Genomic DNA, 17,870 nt, shown 5'->3' with positions numbered 1-17,870 from the left:
TCATTATTAACCGAGTGTAACGAGCGTAGTGATATCACTTACTCAGACACGCGCAAATAAAATAAAAAAATGAAAAGGATCGCATTTATCAGACGAAACGTATTGACCCTAATAGGATTTTTGCTGATGCTTTGTGCCGCGCAAGCACAGATACAGATTACATCACACGTGTTGCCCCCATATTTGAATCGTATTGCGGATTATTCTTCGCATCCCGAGTTGATGGTGGTGACGGTGACCAATATCTCCACGACCGAGCTGTCCATACAGCTTACGGCCAGGGTAACAGGTGACAATGGTATTGCGGCTTGGGTCAAGCCCGGTTACCGTAGTCCGCGGCCCATTCTCATTCCTGCTGGGCAGACGGTCAATTTGAATGGAAATGATATTGCAGCTCTATTTGACATCAACAAAATAGAATATACGGGCATCAGCCGTGCGGATATGACTCGAGGGGTAGGACTTTTGGAAGGTAATTATACCTTGTGTATTCGGGCCTTAAACTATAACAGCCTGGAGCCAATCAGTCCTGAACAGCCACTAGGCTGTACCAGCTTCCGGATTTCAGATTTAGAGCCGCCCCGTATTTTGAGTCCGTTCAACGAACAGAATGTCGATGTAAAGGGTGTGCAGGCTTTACCAATCACGTGGACTACACCTCCGGGATCATCTCCATTTATCCAGTATAAGCTACGGATTGTAGAGGTCATCGCAGCACGTAATCCTAACGACGCATTCCTATCCAGCAGACCTTTATTTGAAGAAACAATTGGGACGAATATGCTGCTGTATGGTCCTGCTCATCCAGCGCTCATTCCTGGGCGACAATATGTGATGGGGGTGCAAGCTACCGATCCCACAGGGAAATCTAATTTTAGAAATAGAGGGTGGTCAGAGGTCACTTCTTTTAGGTATGCTGGGAATATGGTAAACGCCCCAATAATTGTAAGCCCCGAACACCAGAGTACATTTAACGGCCAGGGACAGTTTAAAGTGGTTTGGAATCCGATAATAGCGGCTGCACCCACAACAGAATATACCATCAATTTCTATAAAGCTAAGACATCTAATATATCCAAGAAGGGCGCTCCTTTAACGTTGCCGATGTATTCTACCAAGATTGTCGGCAACAACGAGCTTTTGTATGATTTTGTGAAGATGCCCATGCTCACGAAAGGTGAGCAATACCAAGTTGAGGTCATCGCGAGCGATCCGACCCAACAACAGATTTTCGAAAATCAAGGAAAGAGCCAACGGGTGGATTTCCTCTTTGATGCCAAGATATACCGGGATACGACCAAGATCAAAGGTCGATTGGTCTACCAATTTAAGGATGATACTGAAGGAAATGTATTCCCAATTGCGAATCAAAAGGTCTATTTGTCAAAAGTATATGCTAATGTTGGAGAGGATGCTAATGGCGTACCACAGATGACCGAATTGACTGGTGCTGTCGCCAACTATTTCAATAAAGAAGAGGTCTTTGGCGGACAGTACGTGATGACCGATAAGGATGGAAATTTTGAAATGCCCTGTTTTTTCACTTCAGCAGATAGTAGTGGCGTGATCCCAACGGATAAATGGGAGGTAAATATGGGTGGGCAGCAGGTGTCCATGCTGCCTCCTAATAGGCAGCATGATCTCGACAATATGAAAGGTAAAGTGGGCGTGTATTATAAAATAGCGGTACTCAATCCTCATTTTAAGGCGAGTAGCGAATTGTTTTCTTTAAAAGCAGGTGGTGTGCAGCAGATGAATCAAATCACGTTGGATGCTAACGCCTATAGTTTAAAGGTCAATGTGCGTGAAATCTTTAACAACCTCAAAGGGGATTATGTAGAAAATGCCAAGATTAAGATCTACCGGGAAAAGGTTAACAAAGAGAATGCCCAATACGGCATTCCTAGATACGAGGGGGATATATTGAGCGAAAGCCAGTATGAACAGGCGATACAAGGGGATAAGATGCTGATAGCAGAGCGTACAACGCCGCAGATGAATAACAAAAAGAATGGGAATGAGGGATATGTGATTTTCAATTCCTTATTTAAAAACCTGCCCTCGGATGGCTATAATTACAAGATTGTATTGATGGATGGTAGTACGGTACTGCGTGAGGTTCCTTTCAAAGTTGTGGCAGAAGCAGTGGGAGCTAACAGTGGAAGTACAAATAGTAACCTCAAACTGAATCATCTGGAGATGGTCAATTATGTTGGAGGAAAGGTATTAGTAACGGCCGCCGCTAATCAACAAGCGACTGATCTAAAGCTGAAAGCAGTAACGACTAATAACCTGATGGGGGTGGCTAATACATCAACGACTAATGCGTTGACAAATACAGTCAATAGTAAGAAAAGCGGACAGATAGTAAACGCCAATCAGAATAAGGCTGGATTGAATCTTGCCGACAACATCTCTAAAGGAGGCTCTCTCTACGGTAATGGTATCACAAAAAATGCCCTGAGCAAGGATAAATGGACGGATTATCGATATAATGCTGTGCCTGAGGAGGCTTTTCTAACTTTAGAAAAAGAACTGCATGTCCCACCACGGACCAAATTGACTGGAAATTTGAAATATGCTTATAAAAATAGAGCAGGTGTGCCTAAGCAAGCCTATGCAAATATGCCCCTAAAATTGGTCGTCACTTATGATTTTGTAGAATCTAGGTATTCAGCTAATGCGATGTCGGATACCCATCAGGAAGTGCGATTAGCAGGTGGACCCTCGGCAGCAGATAGTGACCCTTCTTTTGGGATTGACCCTATATTGCGTGGAGGAGATTCGCAAAATAGAGGGCTAATAGGTGGGGCGGCAAATATATTGTCTCCGATTGGAAACTATTATAGCAACGTGGGCACGCAATTGGCCACGTATGGATACACCAATTTTGCAAAAACAGAAGTCGTAGGCCAAGGCACAGCTATTTACGGCGGTGGAAACAGCGTACAGGACAATTATAAAGTGTTACAAACGGTGATGACGGACCAGGAAGGGAACTTTGAATTTGATTTTCCTAATGCCGATATGGCTGGGCAATACGTCAATGGGTCGGTGACTATAGGTCATGGTGATCTGGCGAGTTCCAGGGACGGCAGGTTCAGGAGAGTCTATCGGTTGGTACCTGATGTATCCTTTTATTGTGCGCCAGACGAAGCCATTGTGGTGCAACCTTGGGAAAGCAAGGATATTGGGACCTATACTTCTTTTGTAAAGACCCAAAATATCCGGGTTCAAGTGCAGCGTGTCGACCGAGCTGAACAGCCACAGACGGCAATTTCATTCCCGAATGTGCCGGTCAACCTCTATTACGACCTGAATAATAAGGACCATCGCTACATGCCTTTTATACCGGGATTGGATAAGAATACCAAAAAGAATATCAACGCCTCTACCCCTAATTCAGGTTATAATAATTCAGCTGCACCCGTTATTTCAAGCGGGGCAACCACAATTGTTAATAGAATCGCGACGAATAATGTCAGCTATACGGCCAATATCGGCGCCAACTATTCTGGCACAATGCTCAGCAATGGCGTGGTCATCCCGACAAATAACCCGTCCATTGATAATCAGTATAAAAATGTGCTGATGCGGGAAGGGGATGTCAGCAACGATGGGGGTTATATCGAATTTAAAGATGTGCTTCGTGCCGCATCGATATCTGCATCGGGCTCGTTGAGCTATATTTTGGAAGCAGATGAACGAGGAAGGGAAAATGATGTGGCTTTCTACAAAGATTACTTCCTTAGCAAAACCCACGTATGGACCAATCGTCGGGTCGCGGCTGATGGGCCCCAGGGGATAGAAGGATTTATACCTGGAGCGGAAATTCTATTTAACAAGGATTTTAATCCAGACGATGTGGTCGAGTATAAATTTAGGATAATTCCGAAGTCTACATTGATCAGAGGGCGGGTGACGGATAATTTTACCACCCTAGGGGTCAAGGGCGTCCAAGTGAAAGCAAGTATTATCCTAAATGGCAAGTCTTACAACAACCAACGCTACAATTTCCTGTTTGAGGAAGTGTCCACGACGGATGATAATGGTTATTACGTATTCCCTACACTAGAAAAGCGGATCGAATATTTCAATCCGGAGACAATCAATACGGGAACAGTGTCTACACAGACCACTAACACGGTGAAAATACTGTACGCTCCAGGTTATGAGAAGCAAGAGGTGGATATCGGAAGCTTATCAGCAGGCTTGTCAGGCCGACAGATCGTACGGAATTTCGATTTGAAACCGTTGGGAAGGGGGGCATTTGGATATGTGATGGATAGTGAAGATGGTGCGCCAGTGACTGCTAGGGTAAAGCTCAAAGTGAATGGAAGATGGGTAGATACGGAAGGAGTGGGCAACAAGACGGCGGCGGTGGCCGCTGGCAATAGGCCATCAAATCAATTGGCACTTACTAATTTTCAAACATTGGTAGACAAAGCGGTACAGAATAAGCAAGAAATAGTGTTTGGAACGACTGGCAGTAAGATACAATCCGCTAAGAATGAGAAGGGACAAATCAATACGACGCTTTTCATAACCAGCAAAGCCGATTTGAATGCGGGAATAGTAGAAGCAGCCACGCAGTCTAAAGTGAAATATGGCAATACGGTCAATTTTGTCTATTCGGGTACGGCTCAGGGAGCAGCCAATAGCGTTGCTGTCGATAAGAATGTCCCGGTGGTTGGCAATCAGCAGTTGGAACAATCGCTTAGGTTTACTCCGACGCAGTTTATCTTGCCTTACCAACGCTTTGAAATAGACCTTCCCGCTAGGCCTGATTCTATTATTATCATGCCTTATGACCCCGCTTATATGCCGCTGACCGCTGCAGTCAATGCAACGGAGCCTAATACGAATCTTGGCGATTTCAAATTGACTCGTAGAAAGCATCGGATCAACGTTGTGGTCAAGACAAAGGATGGCTCACTTGTCAGTAACGCCAAGGTCTATATTGAAGGGGCTGGTGATGATTTCCGACGGACCAATATGCGTGGAGAGGCTCAGTTTGAATTTGTTAATAATTCGAAGACCAATTTCAATGTATTCGTGACCAACGATATCGCGAAATATAGCGGTAAGCGGGATGGCAATAACGACAATTCGAATAGCCCAATTGTCATGCCAACGGCAATTTCTTTTATGCCGACAAGTCTCAATAATGTGAATAGCATAGATGATCAGGTACAGCGTACAGTGGTGGTGGCAGTGGACCGGGCCAGTATCCTGAGGGGTCAGGTCACGCTCGCGGAAGATGGAACAGCCCTGCGAGGGGCGCAAGTCTATTTGGAGCAAGGTGCTGGTGCGAATTCCGAGAGTGAAGCGGTGACCGACGCCAATGGTAACTATGCTATTTTAGTTCCTGAACCTCGATCGGTGAGCCGATTGCTGCCGGCTAATTCGATCAAAATAAAGGTTGCTGCGAGTTATTATCAACAGCACCGAACGTTTGTCGGTGAAAGTAAATCCATCATTTTGGAAAAAGATGCACGGGAGCAGGTACTGGATTTCAAAATCGCTGAATTAAAGGATATTGACATCAGCCAGCTTTATGGATTTAACGCTCGGGTGAGCAAATTGGAACAACGACAAGATGGAAGCTACCTCGTATCCGGGGATCTTGTCAATCTACCAGAGCATTCGGATTTTAAGAACGATAAGTTTGCCGGTCGGGAAGTGAGTTTGACCTTTAAGAATGTTGCTTTTAAGAAATCGAGCAATGTCAATGCTGCACAGATGCCTAAGGGGGTGCCTGTGGCGGAGCAAATCGATTTGGTAGAAAAAGACGTACGCTTGTCAGCTTTTACCTCTTTCAAAGCCCAACTGCTCGGATTTGATCAATATATCCGCGTGCATAGGGGTGAAAATGATACCACGGGTTCAATTCAAGGAAGGCTACGGTTGGTCGACAATTCGTTCAACTTCCCAACAAGCTATATGACCATTAGTAATCAGGATTTCTATTTGGGCAAATATGCGGGTGGAGGTCCGGATAAGATGAATATTGAGGTATTCCATTCGAAGGAAGATATCAAGGGACGAAAATATGCTATTAGTAAGGATCAGGGCAAAGCGATACAATTTAAATATTTAGGTTTCGATGGGGAGAGTGGGGTAGCTGCTGCAAGAGAGTCTTATGTGCAAAATGACAGTATCCACCTGTTCTTGACTTTAAATACCAAAATACAAGGGGGGATACCTTTGCGTCTGGATGCGGGTAAAGCAGTCATCACGAAAGATAAGATGTTGCCGGTCAGCAGTGATGAGCCGTTGGAATTTCAATTGGAAAAATGGAAAGTACAGAGTAAATCATGGGCATTGGCACCCAACTCTGGGGGTATAGTGCTGAAGAACAATAAAATATTGACAGGTAAGACCGACTTGAATATGCCGAAGATGTCTATTGTCCCAGGTGAACTTATCTTTGACAAGACGGACAATGTTGTTCAGAAATTAACCGTAGGTGGCAAAGCCAGCATACCGCTCCATCTGAATCAAGGTACGGAAGTAGTCTTTACCTATGACGCTGACGTGGGAAATATTCCAGGAAAAGGGCACTTTAAATTTACCTTACGTAATGACAATGGTGAAGCTGCATTTTTAGAAAAACTTCCAGGAATGACACGCCAAGGAGATCGTATACGGATTGGATATGTATCGGTATTGAGCAACGATGAAGAAGTATTTGGCTTTAGTCAAAATGCAACGCCGATTACCCTACAAAGCCAGCTTTCTTTTACCCCAGGTTCGTTCTTTAGTAAACCTGAGGGGCTGACGATGAATGGTACGGTCAATCTGCATTTGCCTAAACTGTTGGACAATATCAACGGGTCGATCAGCTATTCGGCAAGTGAGTCAGGGGCTCCGGTACTGTCTATTGCGCCATTGAGTTTCTCTTTTACAGGAGATGGGGGTACACGTTTCAAGACGACCACTACTGCCGGAGGACAGCTTTTTGGCGGGCGCGGATTAGGTATTGCGGGAATGATACAGATGCCCGGTACAGATATCAGCATCAAAGCCAATTTAGTGAGCATGGTCACTTCGGGGGTGCAGGGAGCTGCAAGTCAAGCTGGAGCACAGGCAGCAGGAGAAGCCAAAGCCTTTGCAGAACAAGTCTTATCACAAGCCGCAGCAGATGTTAAGAAACAGGCCGAAATCGTGATAGGTGATTATCGTAAACAAGGGGAGGAATACGCGGCTCAGCTCTTGGATGAGGTGATGAAAGAAGAGACGGTACGCCAAGCGCGGGAGTTTATTGAAAATAACCTCAAGACAGCCAACAATACCTACAACGAGGTGATGAAACTGGGTGAGAGCGGGAAACAATATTATGATCAGATTGCCGCCAAAATGCGTTTGGCTGGTAGTGGCATGAACGCTATCAATTCGATGATAGATGGTAATCCAATCGGTGGTTTCTTACAGCTCAACGGTGTGTTGCGCGGTGCCGTAGGCATTGATATCGTTGATGTAGCGAAGCAAAAAACCAAACAAGTGGCTATGCAGGCAGTCAAAGCCCTACAAGAAGAATTACCGGTTGACAATTTGGCCGATGGTATGGCTCAAAATGAAGGTGGGCTATCGGGAGCTAAATTTGATTATGACTTCAAGACTGGACGTATGTTTGGCTCGCTTAGTATGCCTAGATTGGTGGCAGGGGCCGTCATCTTAAGTAAGGTCGAGCTTGAAATGCTCTTCGAGAAAGAGGGGTGGTATTTCTTTGCGGGAGCAGATGTATTGGCTCCTGTTCCGCTCATCTTCCCATTGGCGGTGGGTATTGGTATAGGTGACCATAATATGGTGACTCCGCAAATGGAAGCCAAATTTACGAGCCAATCTTATGTCAAGAAGCTACCTCGAATATTTAAGGAAAATGGATTCCATGGTTTCTTGTTTACAGGAAGAAAGGATATCATTCCGGAAACCCATTTTGCCGTCAATTTTGTGGTGGCCGATTTTGAGGTAGGCTTCGGTGCGGGCTTTGATGCCCGTATCTATGGAAGCTTTAACAAGGCCAACCAAGAGATAGGCGTTGGGGCTATGTTATTTGCACATGCCTATGCTCGGATGGCCGTCCTAGGGGGAGTATGTGGTGTAAGTGGCTCGGTGGATGCAGAGGTAGGGGTGAAGGCTAAATTTACCAATACCGGAGGCGATCCAAGTTTCCAGGTAATGGGATGTTTTTCGGCCAATATAGCGGCCAGGGTGTGGTGTGCCTTTGTAGATGAAAGCATTGATATCGGCGTGATGGGCAAACTGTCTCTATGCGCGGGATCAAGCTGCAATAAAGGTGTTGAATTTGAATTTACTAGAAACGGCGGGTCTTGTAGCAAAGATCCAGATTTTGATTATTAACGACAAGAGTATGGAACGTATAGTATGGCTTCTAAGCTTCTTTTTTTTCGGTGTCCACTTATATGCCCAACAAGGGAAAGTGACCATGATAGGCACCCCGAAAGGAATTTATATCGATGTCAACGATTTGGAAATGGCAAAGCAGGGATATTTGCTATTACGTAAAGGCCCTGATGAAAAGGAATTTGCTGCGATTCATCGTGTGAGTGCCCTTCTATCCTTAAATACGGTGCAACAACGGATAAAGGATCAACTATTTTTATTCCCTGAATCGGGCTCCCTATCGGATAGCTTATCTTTGAAATTGTGGCAAGCTTGGGAGGATCCCGTGAAGCAGCAGCAGTTCCTGTCCGTGCAGATTCCCCAGATTCGAATCGGATTTGGGCTCGGGATCATGGACACGACAGCGGTGATGGGCCAAAATTATAGTTATAAAATAATGGCAACTAATGGGGATGAATTCAATGCTACGATGACCTACACGCTGTCTGAACCGGATTTTGCCCCGATAAAAAGTATAGAGATAGATCCTGGAGAAGCATTTCCAATCCTTCGCTTTCAATCTGCCTTAGAGCAAGCTGCGCCATTATTTGAAATCCATCGGCGAGTACGGGGGACAAACACCGATTTCAAAGCGGTGTATAGTACGCGAGGGATGAATGGCAACGTACAAAATGATTCGATTATCTACTTTCTACAAGATACGACGGCATTACAATCGGTGCGCTATGAATACTACCTTATTGGGAAGGATTTTTTTGGTAACCTAGGAACCAGCTCGGATACCGTCACGCTGCAAGTTGGCGGATTTCGGAATGTGAACCGTGGCTTCAATGTGCAGACGGCGGCTGTAGATGGGGGGATAAAGGTATATTGGGATGCGCTGGATCAACGCTACGCATTACAGAATATCTTGCTCTACCGAAGTGATAATTACGATACAAACTATCAGTTGCTTGCTACTATTCCGGTGACCGATACCCTTTATGTAGATGAAACGGTAAGGGGCGGGAAAAACTATTATTACCAGATGGTCATGCAAGGGGAGTCGACCGTCTCCTTTCCAACGGCTCGGGTTTCGGGGCTTGCAACGGGTATCGTCAACATCTTGCCTCCAACGCAAGTCCAAGCATATATGGAGGGTGACTTGCCCACACTAAGCTGGCAACATGTGGATAGTATCCAAGTGGCAGGCTTTTACATCTACAGGAGCTTTGATCCTAACGGAAAATTGAGTCAAGTGAGCAATTTTATCCCCTACAATGCAACCGAACAATCCTACCGATATCAAGACAGCTCCGCAAATAAAGGGGAGGTAATCGGCTATTATGCAGTGACAGCCGTATCACATACCCAATCACTGAGTCCATTATCGGAAGTGGTGCAACTATCCATTCCTAAAGGCTCAACAGTGCAGGTCGAAGCACCTCGGCAGTTGCGGTATATCTGGATGGACAAAGCACATGTATCTATTACTTGGTACGACATGGAGAAGACTGTTGGCGCCCTTGACTATTATAATGTCTATCGAAAATCAAAAGATGATGCCGCATTTCCAACAGTACCCTTTGCAAAAGTGGTGGCCAATGAATTTGTAGATACCATGTACCAAGCGGGCGTATATGACTATGCAATACAATCGGTGATGGATTCGACCCGAATGAGTGCCTTGAGCAACCCGATTCGGATAGAGAAACTGAACGAAAAGCCGTTGGCGCCATTGCGCGTACGACTATATACTGCTGAAGCATCAAAGGTCTTGTTGCAATGGGATACCAGTGCGCAGGCCATGAAAGGCTATAATATATATAGGAGTGTAGGCAATAGTAATCCCCAATTGCTGAAAACGCTGGCTGGAGATCAATTGGAGTACCTGGATAGTGCGATTGAAGAAGGAAATACGTACTACTACTACGTGACGGCTGTCGATATGCAAGATGTGGAAAGCGAGAAAAGTCTGGAGGTTTTTTATGCTGAATGATATTATCTATACGTACAACGCGAACAAAAGGTAGAACATCGCGCATAGCATCAGGTAAGCTTATGTGGATACTTGATGGCGCTGGTTGTCATCGAAATCCGTTTCTTAACATTTACAATGTTTTGCTAACTTGTATCCAGTTATCAAAATAATACCTGTGAAAAGGTTAGCATGAAAATTGGACAACAATTGTTGACGAACAGCAAAAAATGAAAGTAAAAATATCGATACCGCCTGTGCTTGCTTTAGCAATCCTGCTAACGAGTAATCCGCCAAATCCTGCCATGGGCCGCAGTGCGGAGAAACCTAGCACCTCCATGCATCCTTTAACAGAAAGCTACGCAGTACTGCAAACAAGTCGATTTGAGTTAAAAGAAAATGACCTGAACATCTTCCGTGTGACCACGGTAGGGGTTGATAGGAATATAGAAGCATTTGTATCTTTGTCTGATCTTTATCAAGATACACTGGCGATGCAGACTAAGTATATGACCAATCAGAAAAGTATTCCTTTTGATGATTTAAAATTCTTTGAACTGGACTCCGCCTCTAGGCAAAGGGTGTTAACCGGCACAAATCTCAGTGAACGGGATACGATGTTTATGTACGACTATCAATCCGGCGACTTTACAAAAATTCCGGTAAAGGAGCTTAAAGCAGTGGCACATCTTACACCCTACGCTTCTGAGGGAGAGGATATATCTCCTTGGGATTATATGATTGGCTTCGAGGTCGGTCATGCGGTGCTTCATAAATCAAAAGAGCGCTATTACAATAACGTATTGGTATATATCGGCAAAAAAAATCCATTCGTACAGGCAAAACTACAGCTTGTAAAATGGGAGAAAATAGAGGAAAGAGACTTTCCGAAAAAGTCGCTAAAAAACGAATATAGTCACGTACTTAAAACAAGCAATTATTACCAATTCAAAAGCGATACTGTCACTTTTTTTATCCGGGATGTTTTGGTCGAAAATAGAGTAGAAATACGCCATTTTATTGCGGCTAAGGGTAAACGAATTCTAGTCGAAAAAATATTCCGAGAAAGCGAGGGAAGTTCGCTGGCCCCGTTAAATTTTGCAGATACGGTTGACGCAAGTTCGGGTGAACAATGGGTGGGATACCTATTTAAAGACAAACCTGCAGTTGTTTTTGGGTTTGAGTATCATTCATTTGGTTGTCCTTCGATTATGTATGTCGATAAAAGGTATAGCGAAGTACCTATTAATTGTGATAATAGGCATTAAATGGTTTTTCGAGAACAGCATCTTCAAGTAGAAAGTTTAGCTAAACTACAGAACACTAAAAGGTTAAACTCCCAACCAGACTTATCTGTCGACCATTATAGCTAGGCAAGAGAATATAGTCCCTGCTTTTTCCTTTAAATTTGTAGTCTACTAAAGGAAGCAACCAGTAAGCTATTTTAGTGCTTAAGATGCCTATTCCGGCTCCCATGGCCACGTCAGATAGCCAGTGTTTATTGTTGTACATACGGAAAAAACCTGTCCCGGCCGCGACTGTATAACCCGCTATTCCATACCAGATAGATTGATTTCTATATTCTTGCCAAAGCAATTCTGCGCCAATAAAAGCTGTAGCAGTGTGTCCAGAAGGAAAAGAGTTGTTGGCGGAGCTATCGGGGCGCCATACCGTGCCCGTATTTTTGACGCTCATAACAGTGGCAGCCATAATGGCGTGTGATACTGCAGTTGTAAAGAAGCGCTGTTTTAGGTTATGTTTGGCTTTGACACCGGCCATATCTAGAATGAAGACGCTTGCTGTGCTTGCGTATTGACTAAAATCATCCACTGTAAATTTGCGGTCTATATTTTCTTGTAGCTCGTTTCGGATTTCTTGGTTCTGGCCGATGAGGAAATGGCTTTCTAGGGCTATGATTCCATAGGTCATCAGACCTACTGGGAGTACTAACTGTTTGTATGGGATACGTTGGAGAAAAGGGACGGGGGTAATGCTACTATCTTGACAAGCAGATATTGCCTGTTGCGCATGAACCATACTTAGACAACAAAGCAAATATCCAAATGCACAGATGTACCTGAGAAGATGGATTGTTTTTGTAGGATTCATACGAGGATATGTTAGCTGGATATGAAGGTATAAAAATGAAGTCAAATTTACCTTCGAAAGTGGAATTTTTAAAAAAATATCTTAACCGAATAGCTACCTTGTGCATGCAGAGTGGAAAAGTTAAGTATACATATAGTAAAGCTATACACCGAGCCCGAAAGTAAGCGTATAAATCGGTTGGCGAGTGGGAGTGTTTACATTCTATTTGTTACTTTTGTACGGTATTCAATACACAGACAATGACCATGATTCCCAAAAAATTGTTGGTAGAAGTAATAGAAGAGTTAGATCTATATTGTGCCAACTACCCCGACGATGCTACTTATGAAGGCTTTGTGGCTTTTATGAAGGTCAATCAGACGGCGAAAAATTCACAAATGCGAAAGATAGGCGGGGATTATACGCCTGTCATGGAACGTGATAGGCCAACCGAAGATGTGGGTAAATTGTTGGTGATGTTATACCGATATGCCAAGAATTACATCAAATTGGCCTTTGAGGATACACCTTTGCAGACTCCTGAAGAGTTTACTTACTTAATGGTGCTCTTTACCTATGACAAGCTTCCGCAGTCGGAGCTGATCCGTAAGAATATCATGGAAAAAGCATCGGGCAATGAGGTTATCAAGAGGCTGATGCGCATGGGGCTCATCGTGGAAGCTGAAAAGACGGGTGATAAGCGTTCTAAGCCCATTGCAATATCACCCCTGGGAAGGCGTGTCCTTATCGATATACTGCCCAAGATGAAACGGGTGGGCGATGTAGTCTCAGGCACACTCAACAATACAGAGCGCCAGTTATTGACACATCTTATGGCTAAGCTGGATCACCATCACCACGACCTATACGGGCAGAAAGGCAAGCATACGCTCGAAGACTTTATGCCGAACCAAGGCAACCGATAGATTCTTATCTATGCTTGAAGAGGATGCGCATAGCATACCGACTGAAAAGTCCAATAGGCAGGGTGCTGAAGAGCTTGATTTCTTCCCATAAAGTAGTATCATTGTTGAGGAACTTAAAGATCCTAGAAGTGGGATTACGACGGAAGAGACGGACAAAGATGGTATGTCCAATATGGGGCTGCTCAGACAGGATCTGCAAGAGTATGCTATCGTAAAAATGGAATCGACGCATTGGCCAAGAATATCGCCCGTAAGTATTCAGATAACCTTTTTCAATCAATCTTCCTAATTCATGAATCTGTTGCTGTACGTAGTAGAAGGTGTAGCCAGTGGAGGGCTTGGTACATCCCCCAGCGGTGCCAATATAAAAGATGCGACCGTCGCGCCTTGGGAACCGGTAGCTACTCATCGGAATATTGCCCTCTTCTTCACGAATAATTTCATAATTTCCATGTCCAAAGTGCTGATCAAGGTAGTCGGATAGCTGACGCTTGAAGTATGAAAATTCTTTCGGTCGGTCAGTGAATAAGGTGTATTCGACCAAAGCAGTATGACTATCAGATGGGAGCATATAGAAAAAGGCAATATGCTCCTGTTGCGAGGCTCTAAAATCCATCAGAACGGCAGTATTTGGGTCCAATGCTGCATATTTCGTGCGGATGTAGCACCCATAAAACTGTTGCCAAAGGGTGGTGACATAATCGGGAATGTCAAGTACTGGAGCAAAGCGGCTGTCAAACAGATGGAGGGTTTGGTAGGAGCTAGTGGCCGTATGGACGCTGACCTCGTCTAAGGTTTGCTGAATATCAAGCACTGCTTCTTCAATAATTGTAATCTGTGTCTGCGCGGCAATAATCTGCAGATAATGTGCTCGCCAACGTGTGGAGCGAATGGATTTGTAGTGGTATGGAGCTGTTGGCGTCTGGATATTGACAGTTTCGTCTAGAATACGTATCTGCAGCCAGTTGGCTTCGATCAAGCTGCTTGGTATACTATCAGCTGCTTCCCAAAATGACCATGTACGCTCGGGATAAGAATCTAACCCCCGGTCCAGCAGCAACAACCTTTTACCGGTATTTTGCAGGTGCGGAATCAGACGGTGGGCAAGACTGATGCCGGAAAGACCTGCTCCCACAATAATATAATCGAAATAATTATCCCTTTTTGCCATACTTGGAATCGTCTGCTTTGATTTTGTCTCTATATTTTTTTTCGACCCATAAGAATCCGAAAGATTCGCCAGGAGCTGCGTCTAGATATTTGTGGTGCATCTTGTGCCCCCAACGCATAGCCCTAATATAGCTATTTTTGGAATTGCGCAACCACTTAATGCGTTGATGGATGATAACATCATGGACTAAGAAATAGGCAATTCCGTACAGCAATATACCCATAGCGATATAGGTGAGCCAGGTATGACCTTGGACACCACCGTAGTAGAAGAGGATAATACAGGGCACCGCAAATATAAAGGCAAACCAATCATTTCGCTCCAGCTTACTATTGTGGGGCTGGTGGTGATCTTTATGGAGGTACCAGAGGAATCCGTGCATAATGTAGCGATGGGTGAGCCAAGTAATGCCCTCCATCGTGCAGAAAGTGACAATCGTAATGGATATACCAAGTAACCAATGCATAGTGATAGGATTTAGAGGTGAGGGTATTGGAGATAACGCTCAAATATAAGCTTGAACCATACCGTGTAGCAATCGGGATAGGCCTTGATATATTGAGCAAGCTGGGCCACCTCAATATACGCGTAGCTATCTACCTCGTCGGGATTGGGCGATATAGGGCCTTCATATACACCGGTGTAAACGTGGTCAAGCTCGTGCTCGATGAGTCCATTGTCAAGTAGGGCCCGGTAGGTAAAATGATACTGAAAAGTAAGGGGGCAATCAAAGCGGAGTTCTTCCCAAAGCCGCCGATGTGCCGCTGACTCGGTGTCTTCACCCGGTGCTGGGTGGCTACAACAGGCATTGGTCCATAACCCAGGGCTATGGTATTTGTGCTGGGCACGGCGCTGTAAGAGCATACGGCCCTTGGTGTCAAAAATCAAAATGGAAAATGCACGGTGAAGGGTGCCATTGTAATGAGCATCTGCTTTGTTGCTGGTCCCGATTTGGACATCTTCGGCATTGACAAGAATCAGATCGTGTGTGAGTGACATAAGGTAATAGCTATTAAGGATGTGTGCGCTGCATGCTAAACTGGCTTCTTAAGCCAGTGTGCATGAGCAAGTATAATTTTTTGTAGTCGGATATGCGGATACGGGTGTTGATGACCTCCTCGGGTGGCAGGCGACGGATTTTGTTGAATAGACACCAATAGTAGCGGTAGGCTAACAATACGCCATATCGCGCCTTGTTGGGCAATTGCATCACTCCACCGTAAGCCGAATCAAAGTCTTGTGCGATTTGTTGCTCGATTTTGAACTTGGTCTGGTGGTCGAATTGCTCCAGATTGATATCATGGAAGTACCGCCTCCCTAGGTCATAAGCATCTTGGCGGAGGTCTCGTAGGAAATTGACTTTTTGAAAGGCGGCACCCAACGCTCGGGCAGAAGGGGTAAGGCGCTGTACTTGCTCCTGGTCACCATTACAGAATACGGAAAGGCACATCAAACCCACTACTTCGGCAGAACCGTAGATATAAGTGTCCAGCTCTTCTTGGTTTTTCCAATAAGTCTTATCCAAATCGGCATACATACTGTCAAAGAAAGAAATGATGTATGCTTGTGGAATATCGTATTGCTGAACGACAGCTTGAAAGCTATGCAATACAGGATTGGTGCTGAGACCACTGTTGATGGCTTCAAAAGTGTCTCTTTTGAAATCGTTGAGTAGCTTCTTTTTGTCATAATCGTGAAAGGTATCTACGATTTCATCGGCAATACGCACAAATCCATAAATCCCATAGATGGGTGCATGAAGGTCGGGATGTAGTACACAGATAGCCCTGCTAAAGGAAGAGCTATACAATTCAGTCACCTGTTTGCTATAGCGTTGACATAGTGTGTTGAATATCTTGAAGTTGTCCATAGCAGTGAGATTATATAAGGATATGTGAAGAGGCGTATTTAACGGCTTGTGCTGCGGCAATCTTGCCGGATAGCAGGGCGGGAGGTACTCCTGGACCGGGGACGGATAGCTGCCCACAGTATAGAAGATTCTCCAACTTTTTGTTCTGCATCATGGGTTTGCCAATAGCGGTTTGCTTGAGTGTATTCGCAAGCCCATAAGCATTCCCTTTATAAGCATGGTAGTCTCGCTTGAAATCGTGTATGGTATAGCTTTTTTGATAGCAGATATGCGGACGGATAGCAGTGCCAAGTCTGGTTTCCATACGTGCCAATATTTGATCTAGGTAGCGAGGGGTGTAGTCTTCAATGCCACTTTCTAAGCCTGCAGCAAGCGGAATCAAGATGAAGAGGTTTTCATGTCCTGCAGGAGCTACGGAAGGATCGGTCACAGAAGGTGCGCATACATAAAACATCGGCTGATCGGGCCATCGAGGCTGCTCATAGAGCGCTTTGGCATGAGCGTCGAAATCGCTGTCAAAGAATAGCGTGTGATGGGATAATGGTAGGCGCTTGTCTATACCCAGATAGTAAATGAGGCTGGTGGGTGACATCTCCCTGCTATGCCAATAGGACGTACTATAATTGCGTAAGGCATCTGGAAGTAGGCTCTCCATATGCTGATAATCACCGCTAGCAATCACGAAATCAGTGGCTATGGCTTGGCCTTGGACCTGAATGCTGGATAATTGTCTATGATTGATGCCAAATCCCGATACTTCACTATTGAGATGAAACTGCACTCCCAGCCGCTTGGCCAGTGTGTACAGTGCGTCTATGATGCGATACATGCCACCCTTTGGGTACCAAGTGCCTAAAGAAGCATCGGCATAGTTCATCAAACTGTACATAGCGGGTATACGATCGGGCATAGCTCCCAAGAATAGTACCGGAAACTCCATAATCTTACGCAGATAAGGGTGCTTGAAGTGAGTATGGATATGACGTTCCATATTGGACAATATATCCAATCTAGGTAAGGCCATCAGTGCATCGATTTGCAGAAATTCTTTAATGCTAAGGGAGGGTAAGGAGGCATATTTACCCATACCAATCTCATACTTGTGCTTCGCACGCTTGAGAAATTTTTGGAGCTGCATACTCGCCCCAGGTTCTATACTTTCAAAAAGTGTATACAGTTGGGCTAGGGAAGCTGGAATATCTATACTGGTATCCTTAAATACTACGGAATAGGAGGGGTCTAGGCGCTTGAGTTGGTAAAAGTCGGATACTTGATAACCAAAATCGGCAAAGAAGGACTCGAAGACATCAGGCATCCAATACCAACTGGGGCCCATATCAAAGGTAAATCCATCACTCTTGAACTGTCGCGCACGGCCACCTACATCACTATTCTTTTCATAAACGTGCACCTGATGGCCTGACTTTGCTAAGTAGCAAGCTGCTGATAGCCCTGAAATGCCAGTTCCGATGATAGATGTATTCATTTGGT

10 protein-coding genes are annotated in these 17,870 nt (G+C 44.8%); 4 read left to right on the top strand and 6 right to left on the bottom strand.

The features are described 5' to 3' along the window. Positions 1–69 precede the first annotated feature (69 nt). The 3 genes from OQ289_RS13435 to OQ289_RS13425 all read left to right on the top strand — a co-directional run bounded on the left by OQ289_RS13435 (position 70) and on the right by OQ289_RS13425 (position 11,592). Positions 70–8,364, top strand: coding sequence for a carboxypeptidase-like regulatory domain-containing protein (locus OQ289_RS13435; RefSeq protein ID WP_270087372.1), 8,295 nt, complete (start codon positions 70–72; stop codon positions 8,362–8,364). Positions 8,365–8,374: 10 nt separating this feature from the next. Then, entirely contained in the window at positions 8,375–10,345 is a 1,971-nt protein-coding gene (locus OQ289_RS13430; RefSeq protein WP_270087371.1) for a fibronectin type III domain-containing protein, read from the top strand. Positions 10,346–10,554: 209 nt separating this feature from the next. Further along, positions 10,555–11,592, top strand: coding sequence for a hypothetical protein (locus OQ289_RS13425; protein WP_270087370.1), 1,038 nt, complete (start codon positions 10,555–10,557; stop codon positions 11,590–11,592). Between the two features lie 55 nt (positions 11,593–11,647). Here the strand turns inward: OQ289_RS13425 and OQ289_RS13420 are convergent, their stop codons facing one another. Next, entirely contained in the window at positions 11,648–12,433 is a 786-nt protein-coding gene (locus tag OQ289_RS13420; protein WP_270087369.1) for a phosphatase PAP2 family protein, read from the bottom strand. 245 nt (positions 12,434–12,678) lie between these two features. Here OQ289_RS13420 and OQ289_RS13415 point away from each other — a divergent pair, with 245 nt between their 5' ends. Continuing rightward, positions 12,679–13,338, top strand: a complete 660-nt coding sequence (locus OQ289_RS13415) for a MarR family winged helix-turn-helix transcriptional regulator (RefSeq protein ID WP_270087368.1) — start codon at positions 12,679–12,681, stop codon at positions 13,336–13,338. A 4-nt stretch (positions 13,339–13,342) separates the two neighbouring features. Here OQ289_RS13415 and OQ289_RS13410 read toward each other — a convergent pair whose 3' ends face one another. From OQ289_RS13410 to OQ289_RS13390, 5 genes are read right to left on the bottom strand one after another with little or no spacing between them, the layout of a single operon-like run. Beyond that, a complete protein-coding gene (locus OQ289_RS13410) occupies positions 13,343–14,509 on the bottom strand; it encodes a lycopene cyclase family protein (protein ID WP_270087367.1) in 1,167 nt (388 codons plus the stop codon). Continuing rightward, positions 14,493–14,975, bottom strand: a complete 483-nt coding sequence (locus tag OQ289_RS13405) for a sterol desaturase family protein (protein ID WP_270087366.1) — start codon at positions 14,973–14,975, stop codon at positions 14,493–14,495. Before OQ289_RS13405 ends, OQ289_RS13410 begins: the two co-directional genes overlap by 17 nt. An 11-nt stretch (positions 14,976–14,986) precedes the next feature. Beyond that, the gene (gene idi / locus OQ289_RS13400; protein WP_270087365.1) at positions 14,987–15,508 is read right to left on the bottom strand and encodes an isopentenyl-diphosphate Delta-isomerase; all 522 of its coding nucleotides are present in this window, start codon (positions 15,506–15,508) and stop codon (positions 14,987–14,989) included. Positions 15,509–15,521: 13 nt separating this feature from the next. Next, a complete protein-coding gene (locus OQ289_RS13395; RefSeq protein WP_270087364.1) occupies positions 15,522–16,379 on the bottom strand; it encodes a phytoene/squalene synthase family protein in 858 nt (285 codons plus the stop codon). 10 nt (positions 16,380–16,389) lie between these two features. Further along, positions 16,390–17,865: a phytoene desaturase family protein gene (locus OQ289_RS13390; RefSeq protein WP_270087363.1), complete on the bottom strand. Its 1,476-nt coding sequence runs from the start codon at positions 17,863–17,865 to the stop codon at positions 16,390–16,392. Positions 17,866–17,870 lie beyond the last annotated feature (5 nt).

It is taken from the genome of Sphingobacterium sp. SYP-B4668 (assembly GCF_027627455.1).
GTDB lineage: Bacteria > Bacteroidota > Bacteroidia > Sphingobacteriales > Sphingobacteriaceae > Sphingobacterium.
This window is presented reverse-complemented; position numbering and strand designations above follow the sequence as displayed.